Source organism: Carboxydothermus pertinax (assembly GCF_001950255.1).
In the GTDB taxonomy this organism is placed as follows: Bacteria; Bacillota; Z-2901; order Carboxydothermales; family Carboxydothermaceae; genus Carboxydothermus; species Carboxydothermus pertinax.
In genome coordinates, this window is sequence record NZ_BDJK01000027.1 from 1 (window position 1) to 24,862 (window position 24,862).

The following is a 24,862-nucleotide window of genomic DNA, read 5'->3' on the forward strand; positions in this document are numbered from 1 at the left end:
ATAAATATTTGTTTAAAGGAAGATTTTACAGCTATAAAAAGCCAATTTGCGCCTAAAAAATGTTACTTTTTCAGTCCTCTCGAACCGTCCCTGGAGGGATCATTGTGCTTACGATAGTAAGGGGGCCGGTGGGTTCCGGCAAAAGCCGGTACTGCCGGGAAGAGATAGTCAAAGCTTTAAAAGATGCACCGCTGGGACCTATGGTGCTGTATATAGTGCCGGAGAGTGCTACTTTTGAAAACGAGTACCTCTTAAACACCCGGGAGGATTTGCCCGGGAGCTTTCGCCTGCAGGTGTTAAGTTTTAATCGACTTGCTTTAAATGTTGTCCGGGAGTTTAAAGCTTTCTTTAAAAACTCTTCCGAATTTGTTTATCAGCATACATTGAAAAAGATTTTACAGGAAAATAAGGGAAAACTACAAATTTTACAAAAAGCTGCGGATAATCCCGGGTTTATCGAAGACCTTTTAAAGTTATTTAAAGAGTTTCGGCGTTACCGGGTAAAACCGGAGAATTTAGAAAAAGCGTCTTCTAAAATAGAGGATTGGATGCTACAGCAAAAATTAAAAGATGTTTACCTGTTATACAAGTTGTACTTAGAAAAATTTGGGGAAGAGTATACCAGCGAGGGACTTTTAGAAAAGTTTTTGGAATATGCCCCTAAGAGCAAGTTCTTAGCGGGGGCAAAAGTGTTTATTGACGGTTTTTATACTTTTACACCTTTGGAGTTAGAAGTTATTAAAACCCTTTTAAAAACCTGCGCCGAAGTTACCGTAACTTTGCCTACAGAATACGATCCGGGGATATTTAATAGGCTTTATACCGAGGCTTTAAATTTAGGTATAAAAGTAAAAGAGCTAAAACTGGAAAAAATTGAACGTTATCGAGCTTCAGAACTTCTTCACCTGGTCCAGAATTATTACCCGCTTCTTCCTGATCCTTACTCCGGGTCTTTAGAAAATTTAAGTTTAATTGCTGCTGCCAACCCCTTAGAAGAAATGGAAAAAGCGGCCCGGATCATCCGCTATCTTGCCAAATTTAAGGGGTATAAACTTTCCGATATCCTGGTATTAATACCGGAAGATGGCTACTATATTTCCAATATCAAAACTGTTTTTAACGAATACGGTTTGCCGGTATATGTAGATAAAGGCCTTGCTTTTGACCACCACGGACTTTATTTCCTGTTAAAAGGAGTGTTTGGGGAGTTTAACCGGGAAGCGGCTATCGATTGTCTAAAATCCGGCCTATTAAATTTAACCGCCGATGAAGTTTTTGCTCTGGAAAATTACCTTTTAAGCCGGGGATTGGATGGTGAAAAATTAGTTTTGAAAGAGGCCTGGGAGGACCCCAATTCATTGTACTGGGAGAGCTGGGAGAAAGGTTTTGAGGAAATCATTTCTTTTTCGCAAAAACTACCTTTAATTAACACTTATCGGGAGTTTAGCCAGAGTTTAAAACAACTTTTATTAAAAATTGGTGTTCCCCGGAGAATTTCCGATGAAAAGGGCGAGCGGTTCTGGCAGGCCTTTACGAATTTACTAACCGAGATAGAAGAAGTTTTTGGCGCTGAAAGTTTAAATCCCACTGCCTTTGCGGAAGAACTTTTAGCATACCTGGCAAAACTTTCTCTAAAAACGATTCCCAAAGGTTTGGACCAGGTGCGGGCAGGGAGCAGCAAACGTTACTGGACCGCTGAAGCCAGGGCGGTAATTATTTTGGGAGCGGTGGAAGGGAAATTTCCTTCACCGCCGGCAGCGGGGCTAATTTTTACCGAGGAAGAACGGGCCAAGCTTAAAAAGGTTGGTTTGGAACTTTCACCGCTAATCCGCCAGCGGCTTAAGGAGGATAATTTTCACGTATTTTTAGCGCTGACCCGGGCCCGGGAAAGGGTTTATGTTTCTTATCCCAGGGTAAGTCTTACCGGTGAAAGTTTTACTCCGGCGCTTTTAGTAGACTGGCTAAAGAAAGCTTTTCCCAATTTAAAATCGGAGGAAGGATCTTACGGTAATGAAACTACCCTTCAGGCTTTAACAGGACTTCTTTCCAGAGAAATGGTAAAGGTAAAAAAGAACGGGGAGCTGCCTTTTATTGCTCAGGGAGCTTTTAATGCTTTACTGCTAAGTAAGCCGGAGCTTATAACAAAAATTGCCCGGGCTTTTGCCACCAATCCTGGCAAAATAAAGTTAAATGCCGGTTTTAAGGAATTTCTCCCTTCTAAAACCCTTTCGGTTTCGCGTTTGGAAACTTATTATAGCTGTCCATTAAAATATTTTTTAAAATACCTCATTAAAGCCGAAGAGCGAGAAATTTTTACTCCGGAAGCAACCGATACCGGTGCTCTTCTTCACGGAGCAGTAGCGGAGATAATAAAAACGGTAAGGGAAAAAGGGCAGAAGCTTTCAACCCTTTTGGCAGAAGATTTAAAAACCTTAGTTTATCAAGCTTTTACCAAAGCCCAGCAGGAATACGGAGAAAAATTCCTGGCTTCAAGCCGGGGAAGGTACTTTTTAAACCGTCTGTATCTTATGTTATTTAAAGCTGTTGAAGCTCTTTTATATTTCGAAGGATTTACTAAATTTACTCCCTTTGGAGAAGAAATAGCTTTTGGGGAAAAGGAAAGGTTAAAATCCCCGGTTTTTGAGGTCAACGGGGAGAAATATACGTTAGCCGGTAAAATTGACCGGATAGATGTTTATGAGAACGAGGGAAAGACCTATCTTAGAATAATTGATTATAAAACCGGCCCTATATCATTAAGCCTTGACGAAGTAGTGGGTGGGATTAACCTTCAGCTTTTAACTTATCTTTTAGTGGCCAGTGAAAATAAGGAACTTTTTGGAGAAAATTTGGTGCCTGCGGGAGCCTTTTATTTTCGCTTTCAAAACCCCATGTTAGATGAGAAGGCCGAAGGTCTTACGATGGAGGAGTTAAGGGAAGAAGTTTATAAAAATTTTCGCCTGAGTGGTTATGCCTTAAGGGATGAGGAAAGTTTAAAACATTTAGATAGCTTTTATGCCCAGAACAACAAGTTTAAAACGGTAAATTTACGAACTTATAAAGACGGCAGAATTGATAATGCTTTAACTCCGGCGGAACTGGAAGCTCTATTTACCAAAATTAAGGAACTTATTACCGAAGCTATTTTTAAAATTAGCACCGGAGAATTTTCGGCAATACCCTATCAATTAAAAGATGCTACCGGCTGCAGGTATTGTTCTTATCTTGAAGTGTGCCGTTTGGAAGAACAGGAAAAACAATACCGGGTAATACCCAGGAAAAAAGATCCCGAAGTGTTGCTGGCGCTTTCAGGGGGAGGTGCGGGGGATGAAAAACTGGACAGCCGAACAAAGGCGGGCTATCACCTCCAGGGGTAATGCCCTGTTGGTATCGGCTGCTGCAGGAGCCGGGAAAACTTCGGTTCTGGTGGAGCGGGTATTATCCCGGGTATTGACGGATACACCGCCGGTAGACATAGACCGGCTTTTGGTGGTTACCTTTACCGAGGCAGCAGCGGGAGAGATGAAAGAGCGTCTTGGGACGGAGCTTTTAAAACGTTTAAATGAAGATCCGGGAAATTCACGGATTTTAGAACAGTTAGAACTGTTGCCGGTGGCCGATATTTCGACCCTCCATTCCTTTTGTCATAAAATTATCCGGAAATACGGACGGGTATTTGGGTATGAAACCAGGTTTGCGATTTTGGAAGGCCCCAGGGAAACCTATCTAAAAAATAAAGTCTTAGAGGAAATTTTGGAGGAGAGATACGAAAAAGGGGACCGGGAACTTTTTGTCCTGTTGGAATATTTAAACGATGAAAAAAATGACCGTAACTTAAAAGAACTAATCCTTAACCTTTACCGTTTTTCCCGGTCCAATCCCGAACCTGAAAAGTGGCTTTTGGACTCATTAAATTTATTTAACGGGGACTGGGAAAGGTTTGAAGATACTTTCTGGTACCGGGAAATAAAAAGTAGCACCGAAATGTGGTTGGAGTATATCTTAGAGCTTTTAGAAAGGGCTAAAAGGGTAGCGGAAAAGTATGGACAGGACAGGGCTTTCTCTCTCTTTGAAGAAGATATGGAAAAGGTACGGGGACTGTATGCGAAACTAAATGAGGGGTACGAGGCGGCAAAGCAGTACTTAAATCAGGTGAAATTTGGAACCTTTTCCTGGGGAAGAGGAGTTGGGGGCAAGGACGAAGCAAAAGACTTGCGGGATAAAGCAAAGGAGCAGTTTGAAACCATAAAAAAACGTTATTTTTCCTGGGAAGCAGGTGATTTTCGGGAAGAGTTAAAAACCTTAACCTCCTATCTTGACCCTTTGGTAAAGTTAGTCCTGGAATTTTCCCGGAAGTATCAGGAGGAAAAAAAGAAACTTGGTTTTGCTGACTTTTCCGACTTAGAGCACTGGGCTCTTGATATTTTAAAAAGTGGAGTTTACCGGGAGCTCCGGGAAAAGTACGTGGAAGTACTGGTAGATGAGTACCAGGATATAAATGGCCTTCAGGAAGAGATTTTAACTTATGTAGCGAGAGATGGGCAAAATCTTTTCCTGGTGGGCGATGTAAAGCAAAGCATTTACCGTTTTCGCTGGGCCCGGCCGGAAATTTTTCTAAAGAAATATGAAGATTTTACTGACGAAAAGAAAGTAGAGTTAAGCCTGAATTTCAGAAGCCGCGAGGAAATTATCGCTACCGTAAACTTTATCTTTAAGCAAATCATGAAAAAAAGGGTAGCGGAGCTTTCTTATGATGAAAAAGCTTTTCTTAAAAAGGGGGCAGATTATCTTCCCAATGCTAACTGTTTTGCGGAACTGCACTTAATTGAAGGAAAACCCGAAGAGGAAAATAACTCAAACGGTGAACCCGAGGAAGATTTAACTGCGGTCCACCGGGAAGCCCGGCTGGTAGCGGCAAAAATTTTAAAGCTCAAAGAAGAAGGTTTTCAAGTTTTTGACCGGGAAACTAAGGAATTTCGGCCTTTGCAGTACCGGGATGTTGTCATTCTTTCCCGTTCCCTAAAAAGCTCCACCGATATCTGGCAGGAGGAATTGACCGGGGCGGGGATACCTGTTTACGTTGAAGGAGCCGGCAGCTTTTTAAATTCCAAGGAAATTTTGCTGATGACCAGCTTTTTAAAGGTAATTGATAACCCCTGCCAGGATATTCCTTTAGCCGCGGTGTTATGCTCGCCGGTTGCCGGTTTAACCTACGATGAACTCTGGCAGGTTCGGAAGGAATACCCCGAAGGCCTTCTCTATGATGCTCTTAAAAATAAAGCTCTGGGAGGGGATGAGCTTTCGGTAAAAAGCCAAAAGTTTTTAGAGCTTTTGGCTGAATTTCAGAAACTGTCCCGGCAAATTAGTTTGGCAGAACTTGTGAATGAAATATACCGTAAAACTAATTTACCGGAGATTTTTGGAGCTTACCCCGGCGGAGAAGTGCGGCAGGCAAATTTAAAATTGTTACATGACCTGGCCGGGGATTTTGCTGAAATTAACGGTGGGGGCATTTACAACTTTCTTACCTTTTTATGCCAGGCGGCAGAATCGGAGGATTTTTCCCCGGCCAAATTAATTGGCGAGGCGGATGATGTGGTCCGGGTAATGTCCGTTCATAAAAGCAAAGGGCTGGAGTTTCCGGTGGTGTTTGTGGTTGGCCTTGGGAAACGGTTTAAATTTGATTACAGCAACACTGTTTTTCTCCACAGCGACCTTGGTTTTGGGCCTAAATTTTTTGACCCGGAGAAAAGAATCCGGCGCCATTCCATAGCTTCCCAGATTTTAAGTGAGCGGTTGCGGCGGGAAACTTTAGCGGAAGAAATGCGGATTTTGTATGTTGCCCTGACCCGGGCCAGAGAAAAGCTTATCATGGTGGGTACGGTGAAAAACCTGGAAAAGAAGGTAGCCGGCTGGCAAAGTCAAACCGATGCATCCAAAGAAACTCTGTCCGATGGTCAGATTGCCAGAGCAGGGAACTTTCTGGACTGGATTGGGCCGGTAGTTTTTAGGGAGGGTAGCGATTTACCCGATTGCCTTAAAGTGGAAGTTCACCCGCAGCAGGAAAAAATTGAGGGAGAGCAATGGGAACTTCCAGAAGGGTTTAAGGTTAAGCTCCTGACAAATACACCTTTTACCGAAGAAACCGAGTATACCGGGCAATTTAGGGCGGGTTTGGAGTTTAACTATCCCGGGTTAAAAATTGCTGAGCTTCCCGCTAAGATGAGCGTTTCCGATTTAAAAGAAGTTTTTAGCACTGATGACGTTATTTCTCTGGAAGATGAGGATGAAATCTTTTTACCTGAAGTTTTCTTTGAAGACGGAGTAACGACAGGAATTGTTTACCACGAGTTTTTGCGGCGGATTGATTTTCAAGGGGATCTATCCGCTTCCGGACTTAAAGCCCAGGGGGAGGCGCTGGTAGCGGAGGGGGTTTTACCCCCTGAAACTATGAAAATGCTTGATTTTACGAAAATTGCCCGGATTTTTGCTACGCCCTTGGGCCAGCGAATCCTTAGAGCCCGGGAAATTTACCGGGAATTTCCCTTTACTCTTGGAGTCAAGGTCGGTGAAATTTATCCGGAGGCTACCGGTTTTTCGGAAAAGGTCCTGGTGCGAGGGGTAATTGACCTTTTAGCTCTTGAAGAAGATGGGGTTTTTATCGTTGACTGGAAAACCGACCGGGTCACCGGGGATATTTTAAATGAACGGCTAAAAGAGTACGCCGGTCAGCTTAACCTTTACGCCCGGGCGGTGGAAGAAATTACCGGAAAAAAGGTAAAGGAAAAGTATTTATATTTTATTAATTTCGAGAAGGAAGTTCGGGTGTGACATTGGTGCACTTCTGTGTGCCGCAGACGAAAAGGGGTGGGGATGTGTTCATTAAAACCGAAGATTTAACCAAAATTTACAAAACCGGAGCTGCGGAGGTCCGGGCTTTAGATCGGGTAAGTTTATCCTTTGAAAAAGGAAAAATTTACGCTGTTTTAGGGCCTTCCGGTTCGGGAAAATCCACTTTGTTTAATTTGATCGGCGGAATTGACCGGCCCGATGGGGGGAAAATCTGGGTAGACGGGGAAGAAATCAGCTCTTATTCTCCGGAAAAACTTACCCGCTACCGGAGAGAAAAGGTAGGCTTTGTCTTTCAGTTCTACAATCTCATCAATACTCTAACCGTCTACGAAAACGTCCAGGCAGCGGCGGACCTTTCTGCTACCCCTGCCGACATAAAAACGGTTTTAGAGCTGGTCGGTATGCTGGAGCATAAAGACAAATATCCTTTGGAACTGTCCGGAGGGGAAGCCCAGAGAGTAGCCATCGCCCGGGCGGTAATTAAAAGACCTCCCCTGATTCTCTGCGATGAACCCACCGGTGCGTTAGATTATCAAAATGCCAAAAAGGTGTTGGAGCTTCTGGAAAGGGTAAATAAGGAAACCGGAGCAACGGTGATGATTATCACCCACAACCAGGCGATCGCCCGGATGTGCCACGGCGTGGTAACTTTGAGAAGCGGTCAGGTGACGGGATTTAACGAAAATCCTGCACCGGTTGCCGCCCGGGAGGTCGAGTGGTAATGGTAATCGGGAAAATTCCTGGGAGGATAATTCGCAAAAATAAAGCCCAGTACGTGGGGACGATTTTTTTGATTTTTATTGCTGTGGTGACTTACATGGCTTTGCAGCTGGCCATGGAGAACATCACCGAAAACTACCATGATTTTAAAGAAAAATACTATCAGGAATCAGCTCATTTTTCTACCTTAAGGCCGGTGGATGTAAGTTATTTTGAGAAAAAGTATAATCTTTCAATCGAAGAACGCTTCCAAAAAGATGTGGAGTGGCAGGGGAAGACTTTAAGGATTTTTAGTAAAAGCCAGAGGGTTAACCTGCCGTATCTTTCCCGCCAAGAAGCAGGTCAGGTCATTTATATTGACCCGTTGTTTTTAAAAGCTAATAATTTAAAGATAGGCGATACTATTACTCTTAAGGGCAAAAGCTATAAAATTGCCGGGAGCTTGGCTCTGCCCGATTATATTTACATTATTAAAAACGATTCCGACCTTTTAAACGACCCCAACGAGTTTGGCATTGCGGTGCTGCCGACGGAGGAAGTAAAAACATTAGGGCTGTTGCCGTACCACTACTACATGGTGCGGGGAAAGATTACCGATGAGTTTGTCTCGGAACTTGGCGCCAGTATGTCTCTTCTCTCCCTGCAGAAGATCACCGAAAATCCCCGGGTTTATTATGTAGATGCCAAACTAAAAGGGGCCAAAATTATGGCTACCCAGTTTCCAACCCTTCTTTTAGTTGTTGCTTCGGTTCTTCTCTTTACGGTTTTACGCCGGCAAATCGGCACCATGCAGCAGGAAATCGGCGCCCTATTCGCACTGGGTTATACTTCCGGGGAAGTTTTACGGGCGCTTTTTGGCTTTCCCTTTTACCTCTGGTTGTTTGGGTCTGTTCTGGGGTGTGCTGCCGGGATAGGCCTGGCCATCCCTTTAGCCCAATTTTATGCCGCGTATTTTAATATTCCCATAATAAGCTTTAAATTTCTGCCTCAAATAATAATTACCGGACTCCTGCTGCCGGCGGCATTTATTTTTCCGGTGACTTACCTTGCCCTCAGGGGGATGTTGAAGCGACCGGTTTTAGAGCTGATCAAAGGCTTGGAAAAGGGCCGCTTTAAAAAGCCCCTCCTGAAAATTGGCGAAAAGACCAATTTCCTTGCCCGGATGGCTCTAAAACAGGGAGCAATCAATGCGGCGCGGGGGATAATTTTAATCGCAGGAATTGCTTTTGCCACCTTTTTACTAACTTACGGCCTGGCGGCTAAAGATTCCCTTGAACAGTTGGTAAAACAAAGTTTTAAAGAGGTATTTAACTTCCAGTACCAGTATCTTTTAGCTGCTCCTTTAGAAAAGCTGCCGGTGGGAGCAGAAGATTTTACCTTGATTCCTGGGAAAATTTCCGGTACCAAAGTAAACGCCCAGATTTACGGGATAAAACACGGCTCACAAATGGTGAATCTTAAAGATAAAGGTGGGGTAATAAAGCTTGGCGGTGGGGCTATCGCTATTTCCAAGCCTTTAGCCGAGAAAAGTGGTTATGAGCCGGGACAGCAAATTGTATTGGAAACGGCGGCGGGCGGGAAAAAACTAAAATTAGACATCACTGCTGTGGCGGAAATTACTACCGGCAACTATATTTTTATAAGCCAGGAAGATTTAAACCGCCTCCTGGGTTATCCAGAAAACTACTATAACGGCCTTTGGAGCCGGCAAAAGTTAGATATATCCGAAGATAAACTTTTAGCATCTTTTGACAAGCAGTATCTTTTAAAGGCTTTAGAAAATCTTGCTAAGCCCCTGCAGGCTTCGGTAAGTATCATGGGCGTAGTTGCCGTCTTATTTGCTTTGGCTGTAATCTTTGTTCTAACATCTTTGATTATCCAGGAAAATCGCCGGGTAATAAGCCTTTTAAAAATTTTAGGCTGGAGTAACAACGAGGTCAATTTCATGATCCTGGGCAGTAACGATCTACTATTCTTGCTGGGCTTTGTCCTGGGAATACCATTGTTTTACAGGTTATTTGCTTATCTCATGGCCAGTGCCACCAAAGACATCGATTTTTCCTTTAACATGGTAGTCGAACCTAAAACCTGGGGGCTGGTGTTTGGCGTGCTATTGCTCACCTGGCTTTTTGCCAAGTTTTTAAACCAGCGGAAGATTGCTGCTATTCCTCCGGGGGAAATATTAAAAGAACAGGTGGATTAAAGGGTGTTAAGTCGGAAGTGGTCGGGGGTAAGTAAAAAATGCACCGTTTACTTTACTGTAAAATCATGGTAGGATGATGGTGAGAAGAAAGCGGCAGGTGAGCGGTATGTTAGAACGGGAGCCGAAAAATATTAATACTTACCGGGATTATCTTTTGTTACCGGAAGGGGAAAGGGTGGAACTTATCGAAGGGGAATTGGTGGCCATGACCCCTTCGCCCTCGGCTCGACACCAGCAGGTTTTAGGTAATTTATTTTATGAATTTAAGAAACAAAATCTAAAAGGTTGCTTGATATTTTTAGCTCCTTTTGATGTGCGCCTGACGGAGGACAGAGAAAATCCGGAGGAAATAAAAAATGTGGTACAGCCCGATCTAAGTATTATTTGCGATCCAAAGAAAATTGATGAGAAAGGCTGTATAGGTGCGCCGGATTTAATAGTAGAAATTATTTCACCGGGAAGCGCTGCCCGGGATTTGATAACCAAATTAAGATTATATGAAAAATTTAAGGTAAAAGAATACTGGATTGTTCATCCCCTGGATGAGATAGTGATGGTCTATTGTTTAAATCAAGAAGGTTATTACGGCCGACCGGAGATTTATTCCCGGGAAGATAAGATAAAGCCTGGAATTTTTAGGGATGATGTAGAAATTGATTTACAAAAAGTTTTTGCCCAGGAGTAGGTTTGATTTCTGCCGGTTAAATAATTACGGTTCTGCTGGGCAAGTTTTTTAAAGGTGGTGGGGAGATGGACATCTTGTCAAGCTTAATGCCGGCTATCTTTGGTTGGCCCCTGGTTTTAGTGGGGGCGGCGGTACTTTTGGCCGGGATGATTTTAAAGAAGATTGTCTATTTAATCTTAAGTTTGGTTTTAATGCTACCTTTTTCGTTTTATTTTTTATACGGGGCAGAAGGGATAGCAAGGCTTTACGGCGGTGGGATCCTACTTTTCTTGCTGGCTGGTCTCGTTTTATTTAAACTGGGCCAAAAGATTCTTTCGACGCTGTTTTTTCTGGGAGTGTACGGAATTTTAGCTTATATAGCGTATTTGGTGCTAACCCAGCCAAAATAAAGAACCCGGGGGAAACCCCGGGATTTTTCAGTTATTAATAAAAGTTAATATTTCATTAATGAAATTATTAAAATCAGAAATATTATTCTTAGCAATTTCCAAAATTTTTTCATCTTCGATACTTTGATAACCGTGGACAATTTTATTTCTAAAAGCTATCATTTTTAAATAAGTTAAAAGATTTTCCTCTTTTAGTACCCCGTTTTGAGCTAAGGTTGTAAAAGCATCGCGGCCATCAACAGGTGCTTTATTAAACGCTTTTGAACTTATATGAAAGGCTATATCGATCATTATTGATATATTTATTTGCGGTCATTTTCGACAACCTCCAGAAGAGCCCGTTTGTAATAATTGTACCACATGCGGTGACGCAAACTTACCTTTTCGATAAAATCCCCCAAAAGATCATTGTTTTTAACATATATAAGCTTACCACTTGTTAAAACATTCATGGCAAATAGATAATCTTTAGTATTTAAAAGGGATATATCAAAGCTTCGCCAAACTAAACGAGTTAAATGAAGACCAATTTCTTCGGCTAAAGTCCAGCTTTCCAGATCTTCTACATCTATGTCGGGAGATAAAAGTAAAGCAATGTCAATATCACTATCCGGCCGGACCCGGTCAAGGGCTGAGCCAAATAGATAAGCTGCTTCAATTTGGGGGTAGGATTTTAAAACCGGCAGGATTTTATCAAGCAAATCTTGAATATTTAATTTTATAAGTTCCGGCAATAAAACCGTCTCCTTTTGCTTTGTTTTTATTCTAATGTTAAATTGCAAATAAAGTCAACAACCTTTAGTAAAATTTACCAGCAGGAAGGTTTTAAAAATGTCCAAAAAACTTTTGCTTATTATCTTAGTTTTCCTGGCTTTAAGTGTTTCAATTTTCTACCGGGACGGTTTTATCCTAAAGTATTCTTACTATACGTTAAAGGAAGCTTTTCGCCCGAAGGTCAAAGTCGAAAAAGTAGTTATCCGTCACGACCAGGATGGCGACGGCCTATATGATTTGGATGACATCGTCCAGGGAGCACGACTGGAAGTCGCTCGGAAACCCCGCTATAAAAGTGCCTATTACCAGGGGGGCTATCCGCCGGATAATGAAGGAGTATGCACCGATGTCATCTGGCGGGCTTTTAAAAACGCCGGGTATGATTTAAAAGAGATGGTCGATCAAGACATAAAAGAACATCCCGAAGCTTACCCCCGGGTAGGAGGCAAACCCGATCCCAACATCGACTTTCGCCGGGTACCAAATTTAGACGTTTTCTTCCGCCGCCACGCCCGGAGCCTTACCTTAAAGCTTATTCCTGGCGACCCGGAAAATTTAAAAGAGTGGCAGGGTGGGGATATCGTGGTTTTTAAGAATCCCCAGCATATAGCTATCATTTCCGATAGACGGCGTCCGGACGGCGTACCTTATCTCATCCATAATGCCGGACCTTACCCCCGGGAAGCGGATGAACTTTTATGGTGGCTGCCGGGAATTGTCGGGCATTACCGGTTTCCTTTAGAAAATTAGTTTTTTGCCTTTATGTGTTTAAAGGTTTATTTGTAAGAATAAAATTGCCTGTCTTTCGAGGCATGGAAGGGGTGTTGTTTATGTTTTACAAGAGTTTAAAAGATTTAATAAAAAACTTAAATAGCGAAAATGTTGAAAAACTAAAACCACAGCTTAACAGATATGTTAATCAGTTAATCCTATCAATTTATGACACCAATCTTGAACTTTCTGATTTGGATTTGGAGAGCCTGTGCGAAACACTTTTACACAAAGATGAGTTTAGGGAGGAGTTCCGGGATAAATTGCAGAAAGGTTTATTGATTGATAAGTTTATTCACATCTATGACCTTTTTATCAATGAAATAACTAAGGAACGGTATGTTTTTGATGGAATTGAGCTTACGACTCTGTGTTTAAGAAGTATTGGGGGAATTGCGAGAGGTCTAAAACTTTTAAAACTTAATAAGCATAAGGAAGAGTATTTTCACTCTTTACAGTATTTAAAGGATTTAAATGCGGAATTTTATGCTCATTTAAGGCAATATGCTGGAAAAGGAATAATTGAAGAGCATTTTCTTATTACCGGTCTTATCCATACTATCAGGTTTTATCTGGAAGAAAATTGTCAGGAACATGGCAGAAAAATCCTGGCGCTTCTCACAGACCGTAAAGATAAAAGGCTGAAAACGTTGGAGGAGTTTAATAACGAGCTACATACTGCTGAGATTAAGTGTATGCTGACGAGGGAATACGCAATTGAATTGCAAAGAAGATTGTATTTATGGGATAAATTAACGATAGATCTAAAAAACCATTATTACCTTGAAAATTTGTATCTGGATGACCTGGAAAGAACCGCTTCGGAAATTAACGGCTGAATTTCCGGTTTTAAAGTGCCAGTAGGGTCAAAAAATTTAGCCGTTATTTATTGGTTGGATGTTTTCCGGAACTTGCTTTAAGCCAGGATGAAAAATCAAGTTTTGCGATAAAAGAAATCTTGGTTACACTGAAAACCGTTTTTTGGAAGAACTGGCGGGATTGAAAATTAAGAAAATGTATAAAAATATGCAGGCGATTTTTGAAGGAATGGAAAAACCTTTAATCTTCCGGGTAAAGAAAAAGCATTAATGCAAGAAAAACATTATATTTAAAAAGACAGCAGAAAATTATCGGAAAAAAGCGAATAATATAAGCAAAGTAATAAAAAAGTCGTCGCTGCCTGGGTTTTTTTGCACTATCGGAGGTCGACGACGATTTCAAGGTTTTTACCTCTTTGAAAGCCTTATTTTTTAAGGCTTTCAGGATGGTTTTAATAGAACCATTGTGGGATGGAAACATTGGATGGGAGTACATTGCCGAAAAATTTGGCTTGGTTTTAATAGAACCATTGTGGGATGGAAACAAACTGTAACGGGCAACACGTTAATTACGTGGCAAAAAGTTTTAATAGAACCATTGTGGGATGGAAACGTATACGGGCCTCGCGTAGTCTCAAGAACCCGCTGGCGTTTTAATAGAACCATTGTGGGATGGAAACATTTTCTTGTAAGCCTTGCCGTACTTGCTTTCCTAGTTTTAATAGAACCATTGTGGGATGGAAACCTCTTACTGATGATAGGCCGGAATTTTTAAAAATGATTGTTTTAATAGAACCATTGTGGGATGGAAACTATCACTTGCAAAAAACTCGGTAAAGCGTTCATTTCCAGTTTTCCACCGGCGAAAAAGTATATTTTCTGCACAAACGGATTCAGGACGGTTACTGGGATCTGGAAGAAATGGCGTATTATAAAGCGTTGATAGAAGTGCCTGACCCTAATGACCCTGAAAACGGTAAAATTGCAACCAACTACATTGACCGCAATAGTCCCAAACTGGGGGTTATCCCTACCATTGACCTGCCACCGGAACTGCAGGGGAAAGGAATAAAATATGCGGTAGTGGACCCGACCAAAACCACTGATAACCCTGATGATGTCAAGAAGCTAAAGTTTTTGCAGGAAAACGGCAAATACATTATCGTGGACTGCTACCTTTTTAACCCGGAAAAAAGAGATGGCAGCTACAAAGTAATCGGCAAAGCGGTGATAATGGGTGAGTGGAAAGACAAATACGACCATTATGCTTATGTAAAATTTAAAGGTGTAGACGAAAAAAATATTTTGGATTACGTGCCGGTAACAGTGGTAAACTGGAACGAAACCGAAATCATCAAAAACCCACTTCCCATTAAAAACACCAATGTAAAAGGCATCACCACCAGAACAGTCACTTTGTATACCGCTCCAAACAGCAAAACAAAAGCAGCAACACTTCCGAAAGGGAAAAAAGTAACGTACACCTTTCTCAAAGACGAAAAATATTACGGCTGGAAAGAAGTTAAATGGGATGAAAAGGTAAAAACCTATGTCACCCAAAAATACTACGTAACCGTGAAATATTACAAAAAAGTCAAGGCAAAAAAGTAGCGGCATACAAAAAAGTGCCGCGCTACAAAAAGGTAGCAACTTACAAAACCGTAACCAAAAAAGGTTATGTAAAAGATTTGGATAATATTTTGATTAAAGAATTATAGAAAGGAGGGAGGGAAACCCGGTTATTAAAGCCGGGTTTTAACTTAGATGCGAAAAATAACAGCATTGTTGTTAATAGCATGTTTGCTTCTGACCGGAACAATTGTAATTAAAGCTGACACAACCACTTTTGGGAAAAACCCGTGGCGGACAAGGAATTATTCGGATGAAATAACCGACAATATCCTGTTCATGGAAGCTCATGAGTTTGAGTTCCAATGTATTCAATCTTAGCAACTCGATTTTTCGGAATAAATCATAGAAATAACTGAAAAAAATACCCGGAGAATATACTCCGGGGAAAAGGAGGTTGTGTGCCTTTTGAATACTTATAACATTAAATCTATAAATATACAATCACTTTTATAGTTTTTTACATAAATTTTAAATTTTCTTACATTACTATTTTCTTCCTTTTACTGCATGAGCTACATTAAGTTTTTAAAATCTGGCAGTTTACACAGCTATTATCTTATTTATCCTTTAATGTCGTACTGTTAGGGTGCTTAGGATGAATGGCTCTACCCAAGCTATTAGCTTTTCCCCATGACAATTAAAACGTTGCTTTAAGCCGCAGGTTTTATCTTTGTAGGTATCTCGGGATCTTGGTGGTTTAAGTCAATTTTTTAAAAAAAGAAGGAAAAAGAGCATAGTTGCCGAAAACGAGAATAAGGAGAATTTTACCGGGCTACAAGTTTGAAAGGTAAAAAAGTGAAAAGCGAAAAACAGCAAGTAAAGGATGGGGCCAATGACCAATCGTGACTTTGAAAAATTTATGGATTCCGGAATTTCTTCATTACAAAAAGGGGATATTTTAGCGGCTCGAGGGTATTTTGAAAAAGCTTTTAAAGCCGATGACAATGTTTGGGTGCGCAATAACCTTGCATATGTTTATTATGAAACTAAAAACTCGCTCAAGGCTTATAAAATTTTAGAACCACTTGGTTCGCCCTACGATGACAGCTTTTACTGGGCTAAAGAAGAGCCCACTTCTACTGTAGGCAAACTTTGGGCAAAAGCTCTGGTGTTCATTGGCAGAGCCACGGTTTCCGGACGGAAGGAAAAAGTTGCGGTTATAGCGGTGATTCTCTGAGAACTTTTAGAGATAATGCTAAAATAAACAATGTGTAGGTACAATTTGCCCCCAGTGTTCAAGAAAAGTGCTTGATTTTCAAGGAGTGCAGGGTTTTAACTGACAAATTAAGAAGAGAGCAGGAGGTTTAGAATGGTACAGAGAAAAATCGCTTTAGGGGCAATTTTACTGGTATGCATTATTTTATTTTCCCAGATAACTTTAGGGGCAAATAGTTATCAGGTGTTTGAAAAGAAACTTAAAATCAATAATAAAAATTTTACCGTTAAAGGTGTAATTGTCGATTTAAATACCAAAAAACTAAAGATGCAAACGGTACTGGCCAAAAACCAACTTGGCCAGGTGGAAAGCCTGGAGTCGATGGTTAAAAGAAAAAAAGGATTAATTGGGATAAATGGCACCTTCTTTTCAGCCTATGATGCTTATAAAGAACCCTACGGAAATTTAATGATTGACGGTCGTTTAATTCGAAAAGGCAATGGAGAACGCTGTTCGGTAGGTATTTTGCCCGGTAATGAAGTAATATTTGGCTACGTAAAATGGGATATTAGTGTGATTTTTTCAGCTTATAGTGAAGAAGGGACGGAGCTACCGTATATTTACCCGGTCCATACTTTAAATCCGGTACGTATACCCGGCTGGCGGGGATACACTTTGTTTACTCCGGAAAGCGGAAAAGAAATTTTATATTCTGATGGGTATAATATTGTCGTTGATAAGCAAAAGGTTATTAGAATTGTTTACGGTAAAACTTCCATTCCTTCCCAAGGATTTGTCTTAAATACCGGCAGTTTATATCCTCCGGGTAATTTATTAAACAGTAACGTAACCCTTAAGATAGAGCCGAAAAGCCAAGAAAACGACCTTTGGAGCAAAGCACATGCCGTACTGGAAGCAGGACCTTATTTAGTGAAAGAAGGAAAAATAATTGCCGACCCCCTTAAAGAAAATTTTACCCATTATAAAATCAAAGATGGTTCCTTTGCCAGAAGCGGTATTGGTGTAACCAAAAGCAATAAACTTTTACTGGTAACAGTTAATAGTGCAACGGTTAAAGAGTTGGCTTTAATAATGCAAAAACTTGGAGCTTATTATGCTATGAATCTTGATGGGGGAGCTTCCAGCGGCCTTTATGTAAACGGCAAGTACCTGACCAAGCCCGGGAGGCTTTTGTCTAATGCCCTGGTGATTTCGTTAAATTAAGATTGTCAAATAAAATTGTATTTTTTATAAACTATGTGAAAATAAGAACGTGACCTCTTGAGGTCGACGAAAAAATTGCATAAACCGTGAATAAAACGCTGAAATGACTTAAATATGTCAGGTAAATATGAGTAAATATACTATTAAAATTAAAATTATACAGATTTTTTCGTCGACCTGCGGTTACCCCCAAAATCCCGGGAGGTCGACGAAAGGTTGAAAATAGCCCTTAATCTTTGAAAAATGAGTTTTTATCAAAAATTTGCCATTATGAACCAAAATTCACATAAAAAATGTAAACTTCTTCTTTCTTTAAAAATCTTTTTCTTTTATAATTAATTATGGGTTTTAATCGAACCAATCTGGGATTGAAACAAGTTTTAATAGAACAAGGCGTGCGAGAAGTTGAAGGTTTTAATCGAACCAATCTGGGATTGAAACAATCAATGTTTTCCGCAATCCAATCTACTCCTTCAAGTTTTAATCGAACCAATCTGGGATTGAAACAAGCATTTCCTTCTGCTCCGCACCTGTGGCAGTAGAGTTTTAATCGAACCAATCTGGGATTGAAACTTGCGAAGTGTGCGGAAACGGCATCACTGAAAAAGTGTTTTAATCGAACCAATCTGGGATTGAAACTCGCCAGAGTGTGGAGTACAATGCGGTATTCACCGCACGTTTTAATCGAACCAATCTGGGATTGAAACATGCTTTCTACCTGGCGGCCAGGGCGATATACCAGGGTTTTAATCGAACCAATCTGGGATTGAAACCAAAGAGTGCTGACCAGGCACCGGATATAAAAGCACTGTTTTAATCGAACCAATCTGGGATTGAAACATAAGCAGTTTCAATTATTGAGCCAGGTTGATAATGGTTTTAATCGAACCAATCTGGGATTGAAACAAGTTATTGGAAGAGATGAATATGGTGTTAATATTTAGTTTTAATCGAACCAATCTGGGATTGAAACTCATCAAAATATAAAATGTCATTATGTCTATAGATGTTTTAATCGAACCAATCTGGGATTGAAACCCTTAATCGGTAATAAATTATGTTGTTGCACTAACTCGTTTTAATCGAACCAATCTGGGATTGAAACCTCATTAGCAGGAGACCGTTTTTTCCGTTTCCCCCCGGTTTTAATCGAACCAATCTGGGATTGAAACCCTTCCAGGATAAGTTTTATTTCGTGGATGGTGCTGGTTTTAATCGAACCAATCTGGGATTGAAACTAACTAAAACAACAACCCAAAAATTAGAAGAACTAGTTTTAATCGAACCAATCTGGGATTGAAACGGTGTCGGCTCCGGAATTTCTACCATAACCGGGATAGTTTTAATCGAACCAATCTGGGATTGAAACATAGTTGGTTGGTAAATGGAATTAGAGGATCATCAAGTTTTAATCGAACCAATCTGGGATTGAAACGGTATTATCGGATAAATGTACATCTAATACGCTCTGGCGTTTTAATCGAACCAATCTGGCACCTGCTCGCTATCGTCCCGAGCGGGAGTGACAAATTACTCCTTATCTTAAAAATGCTTTGAATTTATCTAAGGTTTTAGAAAACTTAGAGTCTCAGGAAAAAGAGCTTTTAAAATACCTTGTAGAAAAAGGCGGATGGGCAAGAATTACAGTAGTTTCTAAAAAGATTGGCTCAAATAAAGACGATGGCTATAACTGGGAAAAGGATGAGCCGAAATCTACCATCGGCAAACTCTGGGCAAAAGCCCTGGTGTTTATCTGAAGAGCAAATCTATCTGGACGCCGGGAAAAAATAGTAGTGATACCTGTAGATTTACGGGATCATTTAATAAAATTTTTAAAGTAAACCATGCTCCGGAACGTGCTTCCGGGTTATTCCTGCACTAATTCAAATGTAGGTACAATCTGCACGCCCTTAAAAAGAAAACTGCTTATTTTTCAAAGGTTAGAGAAATTTAACTGACAAAGATCCAAAAGCCCTGAATTTACTCGGGGCTCTTTATTTAGCGAGAGTATCTAAACTCTGGGTTTCTTTTAGTAAAGAATATCCCGTAGTGAATAAATGGAAAAACATATAAAAAAGTCGTCGCTGCCCAGGGATTTTTGCACTATCGGAGGTCGACGACGATTTTGCGGTTTTCCTACCAGCGAAAGTCTTATTTTTTAAGGCATCCAGGATGGTATTAATAATAATGTTTTACCAATTTTATACGGCGTTTTGCTACAAACAAAGAAGGTGATTTTTTCGTTTTATCATCACCAAAGATATTTTCGTATAAATAAATGATAAAAATTATTATCCCAAGAATAAAGCCAGGCCAAAAAGCCCACTTGCCACCAATAGTTTGCAGAATAGCTCCCAATATAGCTCCAAAAATACTCGAAAAAGCTAAAACAACTCCAGCAAGAAACAAAATAAACAAAATTGTTGAAATGTAATAGATGATGTCAGAAATTAAAGCGAAAACCTTCATGATAATTCCTCCCCAGCCAAAATTATACTACGAAAGTGGTTGTGTTCATTGGAAAAAGTTAAAGGAATTTAAGAGAACAAGAGATTAATTTGAGTGCTCAGCAATAAAGGGCTATATCTGGTTAAAGATAGTTATTTTGGCCTACGACTGATGGCTATCGGGGTTGAATTCTGCGATGACTGTGTAGGCTTCCATGACACCAACCGCGGGCATCAGTTTTTTGGCAAACTTGTAAAAGAAACTAAGGACGGTTTTATCTGGCATCGTGTGGAAGAGACCCTTGAGGAAGGAATCAAGGACTTTGGGCTCATGGAATTCCAAGCCCTGACTCTTGAAGAATACAACCAAAAGGTGAGCCAGCATGTAATTGGGCCTGTTCCGGAATTCAATTCCACAGAGGAGCTTTATGAGTTCTATCGGAGAAATTTTGGAAAGAGGGGTTATCATTACTGAAAGCTAGCTCTTTTTTCCAACGTTTCTACCAAATTATGATTCAGTAGAAAATAGATTTGCAATGTGCCTAAGGTTCTAAAAATTTTTTGTTTTATTTTTTACCCTTTAACCGCTTATTTGGTGGCAATTTTTAATACTTTATTAACTTCTGGCTTTGCTTAGGAGGTATTGGCACATGGAAGAAGATGGGCAACAAAAGAGTAAGCCCTTTCCTCTTTGGGTAGTTTACGTGAGCCAAGCGACCTTTGGAGTGTGGGGACTTGCCCTGCTGTTATGGGGTCATTTCCATTATGGAATTCCGTGGAGCGTTCTTTTGAAGGTGGGAAAGCTATGGCAGGTTTTTGGTTTAGGAACGATTGTGGCGATCCTTTTCCTGATGTTTGCCATGGCCATGGCCACCTTTCTCCCCGAGAGGTTATGGGCTGACAGAGATAATATCTATTTTAGTCAATTAAGCTATGTCAACATCTTTTTCCTTATGGCCTTGGTCGCTGTCAGCGAAGAAATCTTTTTCCGGGCTGCCCTCCAAACTCTCATGATTCATTGGTTGTCATCGGTCCCGCTGGGGATTGGTATAGCCGCGGCGGTCTTTGCTGTCTTTCATTTTCGTTACCTCAAGAAACCTGTGCTTTTGGCGGGGACGTTTGCGATTGGGCTTGCGCTGGGCTTGTGTTTTTGGTTTACCGGCAGTATCTGGACCGCGGTGTGGAGCCATTTTCTGCACGACTTTAGTATGAGCTTGTTGGGTAAAAAAGGAATGTTTTTGCCTAAAAAAAAAATTTAAACCTTTTACTCCGAGGAAGGAATATCAAAAAAGACTTCCTCGGAGTTTTCTTTTGGAAAAATTTTTTTGCAGGCCTTTAGTAAAATAATAAACGATTAAGCAGGAAAAACAGAAAATACAAAGAAATAATAAATGTAGCTTATTGCCAAAATTTAGTGTGAAAGGTAAAAAATTTACCTAAATCTTAGAGGATGGAATAAAAGGGAAAGGGTTGGGGCAATTGCGGGCTCAGATAAAATTTGAGGTTAGAAGTAAGGCCTTACTACCTTATAATTATCAACACGCTTTGACAGCCCTAATCTACCGGGGTTTAGGAGTAGAGTCGGCAAAACTTGCTACTTTTCTCCATGATATTGGTTTTCGTAGAGAAAAGAAAACTTTTAAGTTTTTTACTTTTTCTCCGCTTTCTTTTGCCAATTATAAAACTACCAAAGAAGGAATTATCGTTTTCCCCGGTACGGCAAGTTTTACCGTATCTTCTCCTCTGCCGGAGTTTACCGATTATTTAGCCTCGGGTCTTTGGGCAAAAAGAAGCTTTAAAATCTTTGCCTTACCGGTGATTATTAGCGAAATAATTCCTCTTCCTCTAAGAAGATTTACCGAGGAAGAGATATTTACTTTGAAATCACCATTGGTTTTGGCGGTAAAAAGTCAGGAGAAAACCACTCCTATTTACCTAACCTACCTTGAAGACAAAGCTTTGTACAGGGAAAAGCTCTTAAACAACCTTAAAAACAAGTACCTGGTGTACTACGGCCGCGAGCCCCGGATAGATTATTTCGATTTTGCCTTCGATGAAAAACATTTTCAAAATAAACTTCCTACCCGCTTAATAACTTATAAAGACCAGAAAATCCGTGGACTTTGTGCCCCTTTTAAAATTAAAGCTAATCCCGAGTTAATTAGTCTTGGCTATTATGCAGGCTTTGGGGAAAAAAACAGTATGGGCTTTGGTTTTGTGGAGTAAAGTTATTGGAAAAAATTTTTTGGTACCTATTTTTATAATTAAAATTAAAAAATTTGCAGGGAGGTGAGAGGGTGTTAGAAGCGGTGCGGGAAGTGGGGAGACTTGCTACAGAACACGCTTCGGGGGGATTTTTGGAAAACCTTTGCTTGGAAATTGCTGAAGACCAGGGGGGTAAAAAGCAGCACGTAGTAATAATTGATTTTGCCACAGATAATAATTCTTTAAAGCTAACCCCCAAGGAAATTACTGCGGGAGTGACGGAAAGAGAATATCTCTGGGTAGGAAATGCCGACGGTAGCAGTAGTCCCCAGTGGTATTTAACGACCAATAATCTTTCCTTTTTAGTTTCCCAAACGCTTCCTAATTTACTGGAGGTTTTACCCGAGGGGTCGAAGTTAGCCCGAAATGTGCAAAAAGTTTTAGACTTTTACTTTTTTGACACCGGCGTAAAGGATGGGGCCGAAAACCGCTATCGCTACATTTTAAACCTGGAGATGCTGCCAGGATACAAAGGCAGCAAATTACTTGACTTAATCAAAGAAAATCCTAAAGGTAAAAATTTAGCCCAGGCGGTAGCTAAAGAATTTAGTAAATGGATTAAGGAACAGACTGGCCTAAGTGAAAAAGAAATAGCTCTATATACCATTTATTTTGACGGGCAAAAAGGGGTAGATTACCGGGAATACCAGGAAAAAGTGGAAACAGCAAAAGTTTTTGATATTTTTGCCGGGGAAGAGGGGGTATGCCACGCTTGTGGAAATTTTGGTCCAATAACCTCCGATACTACTAAATTAAAATTTAAATACTATATCACCGATAAAGTAGGTTATGCCAGCAATCACGATAAGAAGAACTTCTATAAAAACTATTCACTGTGTCCTGATTGCTATAAAAAACTATTGATTGCTGAAAGCTTTATTCAAAATAAATTAAATAACCGCATTGGGAATTTAAACCTGTTCATCATTCCGGGTTTTCTTTTTCCGGTAAATTTAAAAAAGCAGCAATTTCAAAAATGGATGGATTTTACCAATAATAGTTTTAACAACCTTAAAGGTTATAGTGAAATTGCCGGGTACGAAGAAATGGTTAGGGACTATTTTGAAAACCGGGAAATTTATAATCAGCTAATTTTTAATTTCTTGTTTTACCAAAAAAATAAAGCGGAATTTAAAGTGCTAAAACTTATTAAAGACATACCCCCCAGTCGTATTCTTAAAATCCTACAGCTTTTTCAGAAAGTAAATGAAGTTTTTAAAAAACACTTTCCCCAGCTCCTGCCGGAGCTTTCTTTAAACCTAAACCGCATTTACTACCAGATTCCTCAGCAAAAAGGCAAAAACAGTGTTGAGTACCGGAAATTTTTAGACTTACTTGAGTCCATTTTTACCGGACACCCGGTGGAAAAAAGCTTTATCCTTCGCCAGCATATTGAACTTTTTAAAATTTTTGCTTTTACCAAAGAAGGTTTTAATGTCAGTCCGGGAAGTGAAAAGTATAAGGAAATTGAACTGGCCAAAGCTTGCCTTCGGGCTAACCTTTTAAATTTATTTTTACAGGAACTTGAAATCCTGCCAAAGGAGGTGGAGGCGGTGGAATTAGAGTTGGACTTAAAAGCTGAAGATTTAGAGTACATTCGGGAAATGGGCTATACACCCCAGCAGGCGGCTCTGTTCCTTCTGGGAGTGCTGGTGGGGGAAATAGCTTCTGCCCAGCATCAAAGTAATCTCAATAAAGCCATTTTAAATAAACTGACTTATCAGGGGATGAGTCTGCGCCGGATTATTTCTTTTGCCAATGAAGTACACCAGAAATTATTCCAGTACAAAAAATTAAACGCCAGTACCGAGAAAGTCTACAACAGTATGAAAAAGCTTTTAGACCGGGAAATACCAAGGTGGAAGTTAACTGACCAGGAAAATGTGTTTTATCTTTTATCCGGCTACAGCTATCTTACCGGGAAAATCTTATCCCGGGCCAAAAATGAAAAATTAGAAATGGAGGGAATGTAAATGGGTGAGTTAATAAAAACAAATAGCGAAATTTTGTTTCTCTACGATGCCAAGCTTACCAATCCCAACGGTGATCCCGATGATGAAAATCGGCCGCGGATGGATTATGAAACTAAAACCAATCTCGTCTCCGATGTCCGGCTAAAGCGTTATGTGCGGGATTACTTACAGGAAAAAGGGCATGAAATTTTTGTGGCCAAAGTTGAAGGAGAAACGGTAAACGCCACCGAGAGACTGGAAAAATTGCTTGGTAAAACAAGTAAAAACATAAGTAAAGACGATGTGCCTGTGTTATTAGAAAAACTTGTCGATGTTCGCCTTTTTGGGGCTACTATGCCCATTAAAAGCGAAGACGGCGGAAGTTCATTAACCTTTACCGGTCCGGTCCAGTTTAACTGGGGTTATTCTTTAAACAAAGTAGAGTTAGTGGAATCAAACACTATAACTTCTCGCTTCAGCAGTACAAGCGGCAATGAACAGGGTACTATGGGTAAAGACTACCGCCTTTATTACTCTTTAATTGCTTTTCATGGGATTGTCGCAGCGCACCGGGCCAAATTTACCATGTTAGATGATGAGACCCTGGCGTTACTGGATGAGGCCCTTGTTAAAGCCATCCCCCTGTTTGCTACCCGGAGCAAAATCGGCCAGTATCCAAGGTTGTATCTTCGGGTGGAGTATGGAGATGATATGACTTATCTGGGGGATTTTAGAAGCTTTCTTGAAGTAAATCCAAAAGAAGGTTTGCGGGATATAACCGATTACTCTCTGGAAGCGGGGAAACTTGTGGATTTATTAGCCGAAAATAGTCCAAAGATTAGTAAGATTCTACTATATTTTGACCCTAATCTAAAAACCGCCTATCACGGGGAAGCAAAGAATTTTGCCCAATTACTTGCGGAAAAGCTGGGGGATTCTAAGGTAAGTATTCTAAATTATTAAGAAAGGGCTGA

Annotated in this window: 20 protein-coding genes and 2 CRISPR repeat arrays; of the genes, 17 read left to right on the top strand and 3 right to left on the bottom strand. The window is 40.5% G+C overall.

The genetic code is table 11. The features are described from left to right. Positions 1–104 precede the first annotated feature (104 nt). From cpu_RS07950 to cpu_RS07975, 6 genes are all read left to right on the top strand, one after another. The gene (locus tag cpu_RS07950; protein ID WP_075859492.1) at positions 105–3,377 is read left to right on the top strand and encodes a PD-(D/E)XK nuclease family protein; all 3,273 of its coding nucleotides are present in this window, start codon (positions 105–107) and stop codon (positions 3,375–3,377) included. Further along, positions 3,328–6,831 carry a helicase-exonuclease AddAB subunit AddA gene (gene addA, locus cpu_RS07955; RefSeq protein ID WP_075859493.1) on the top strand — a complete coding sequence of 1,168 codons (3,504 nt, stop codon included), beginning with the start codon at positions 3,328–3,330 and terminating at the stop codon, positions 6,829–6,831. The genes cpu_RS07950 and addA overlap by 50 nt, the downstream gene beginning before the upstream one ends. A gap of 44 nt (positions 6,832–6,875) precedes the next feature. Next, positions 6,876–7,574, top strand: a complete 699-nt coding sequence (locus cpu_RS07960) for an ABC transporter ATP-binding protein (protein WP_075859494.1) — start codon at positions 6,876–6,878, stop codon at positions 7,572–7,574. Continuing rightward, positions 7,574–9,775, top strand: coding sequence for an ABC transporter permease (locus cpu_RS07965; RefSeq protein WP_075859495.1), 2,202 nt, complete (start codon positions 7,574–7,576; stop codon positions 9,773–9,775). Before cpu_RS07960 ends, cpu_RS07965 begins: the two co-directional genes overlap by 1 nt. Positions 9,776–9,881: 106 nt before the next feature. Then, positions 9,882–10,460 carry a Uma2 family endonuclease gene (locus tag cpu_RS07970; protein WP_075859496.1) on the top strand — a complete coding sequence of 193 codons (579 nt, stop codon included), beginning with the start codon at positions 9,882–9,884 and terminating at the stop codon, positions 10,458–10,460. 65 nt (positions 10,461–10,525) lie between these two features. Next, entirely contained in the window at positions 10,526–10,849 is a 324-nt protein-coding gene (locus cpu_RS07975) for a hypothetical protein (protein ID WP_075859497.1), read from the top strand. Between the two features lie 27 nt (positions 10,850–10,876). Here the strand turns inward: cpu_RS07975 and hepT are convergent, their stop codons facing one another. Further along, complete coding sequence (gene hepT / locus cpu_RS07980) at positions 10,877–11,140, bottom strand: type VII toxin-antitoxin system HepT family RNase toxin (protein ID WP_075859498.1); 264 nt, start codon at positions 11,138–11,140, stop codon at positions 10,877–10,879. An 11-nt stretch (positions 11,141–11,151) separates the two neighbouring features. Then, positions 11,152–11,583 (bottom strand): type VII toxin-antitoxin system MntA family adenylyltransferase antitoxin, encoded by a 432-nt coding sequence (gene mntA / locus cpu_RS07985; RefSeq protein WP_075859499.1) that lies wholly within the window; start codon positions 11,581–11,583, stop codon positions 11,152–11,154. A 97-nt stretch (positions 11,584–11,680) separates the two neighbouring features. Between mntA and cpu_RS07990 the strand changes: the two genes are divergently transcribed. From cpu_RS07990 to cpu_RS08020, 6 genes are all read left to right on the top strand, one after another. Further along, positions 11,681–12,373, top strand: a complete 693-nt coding sequence (locus cpu_RS07990; RefSeq protein WP_075859500.1) for a DUF1287 domain-containing protein — start codon at positions 11,681–11,683, stop codon at positions 12,371–12,373. Between the two features lie 80 nt (positions 12,374–12,453). Continuing rightward, the gene (locus cpu_RS07995; RefSeq protein ID WP_075859501.1) at positions 12,454–13,233 is read left to right on the top strand and encodes a hypothetical protein; all 780 of its coding nucleotides are present in this window, start codon (positions 12,454–12,456) and stop codon (positions 13,231–13,233) included. Between the two features lie 428 nt (positions 13,234–13,661). Further along, positions 13,662–14,025: direct repeats of the CRISPR family, unit length 30 nt; unit sequence GTTTTAATAGAACCATTGTGGGATGGAAAC. Positions 14,026–14,133: 108 nt separating this feature from the next. Next, complete coding sequence (locus cpu_RS08000; RefSeq protein WP_075859502.1) at positions 14,134–14,823, top strand: hypothetical protein; 690 nt, start codon at positions 14,134–14,136, stop codon at positions 14,821–14,823. Positions 14,824–15,676: 853 nt separating this feature from the next. Continuing rightward, entirely contained in the window at positions 15,677–16,021 is a 345-nt protein-coding gene (locus cpu_RS08010; RefSeq protein WP_075859504.1) for a tetratricopeptide repeat protein, read from the top strand. A gap of 132 nt (positions 16,022–16,153) precedes the next feature. After that, the gene (locus cpu_RS08015; RefSeq protein ID WP_075859505.1) at positions 16,154–17,224 is read left to right on the top strand and encodes a phosphodiester glycosidase family protein; all 1,071 of its coding nucleotides are present in this window, start codon (positions 16,154–16,156) and stop codon (positions 17,222–17,224) included. 345 nt (positions 17,225–17,569) lie between these two features. Then, positions 17,570–18,659: direct repeats of the CRISPR family, unit length 30 nt; unit sequence GTTTTAATCGAACCAATCTGGGATTGAAAC. A gap of 118 nt (positions 18,660–18,777) precedes the next feature. Beyond that, positions 18,778–18,981, top strand: a complete 204-nt coding sequence (locus tag cpu_RS08020) for a hypothetical protein (protein WP_075859506.1) — start codon at positions 18,778–18,780, stop codon at positions 18,979–18,981. A 421-nt stretch (positions 18,982–19,402) separates the two neighbouring features. On the opposite strand, the gene cpu_RS08025 is transcribed toward cpu_RS08020, so the two are convergent. Then, on the bottom strand, positions 19,403–19,693 hold the full coding sequence (locus cpu_RS08025; RefSeq protein ID WP_075859507.1) for a hypothetical protein: 291 nt from the start codon (positions 19,691–19,693) through the stop codon (positions 19,403–19,405). 93 nt (positions 19,694–19,786) lie between these two features. On the opposite strand from cpu_RS08025, the gene cpu_RS08030 reads away from it, so the two are divergent. From cpu_RS08030 to cas7b, 5 genes are all read left to right on the top strand, one after another. After that, the gene (locus cpu_RS08030; protein WP_075859508.1) at positions 19,787–20,146 is read left to right on the top strand and encodes a hypothetical protein; all 360 of its coding nucleotides are present in this window, start codon (positions 19,787–19,789) and stop codon (positions 20,144–20,146) included. A gap of 175 nt (positions 20,147–20,321) precedes the next feature. Continuing rightward, positions 20,322–20,930 carry a CPBP family intramembrane glutamic endopeptidase gene (locus cpu_RS08035; protein ID WP_075859509.1) on the top strand — a complete coding sequence of 203 codons (609 nt, stop codon included), beginning with the start codon at positions 20,322–20,324 and terminating at the stop codon, positions 20,928–20,930. A 211-nt stretch (positions 20,931–21,141) separates the two neighbouring features. Beyond that, positions 21,142–21,897 carry a CRISPR-associated endoribonuclease Cas6 gene (gene cas6 / locus cpu_RS08040; protein ID WP_075859510.1) on the top strand — a complete coding sequence of 252 codons (756 nt, stop codon included), beginning with the start codon at positions 21,142–21,144 and terminating at the stop codon, positions 21,895–21,897. A 71-nt stretch (positions 21,898–21,968) separates the two neighbouring features. Continuing rightward, positions 21,969–23,909 carry a type I-B CRISPR-associated protein Cas8b/Csh1 gene (gene cas8b / locus cpu_RS08045; RefSeq protein WP_075859511.1) on the top strand — a complete coding sequence of 647 codons (1,941 nt, stop codon included), beginning with the start codon at positions 21,969–21,971 and terminating at the stop codon, positions 23,907–23,909. Then, positions 23,910–24,851: a type I-B CRISPR-associated protein Cas7/Csh2 gene (gene cas7b, locus cpu_RS08050; protein WP_075859512.1), complete on the top strand. Its 942-nt coding sequence runs from the start codon at positions 23,910–23,912 to the stop codon at positions 24,849–24,851. It begins immediately after the preceding gene. The last annotated feature ends 11 nt before the right edge of the window (positions 24,852–24,862 follow it).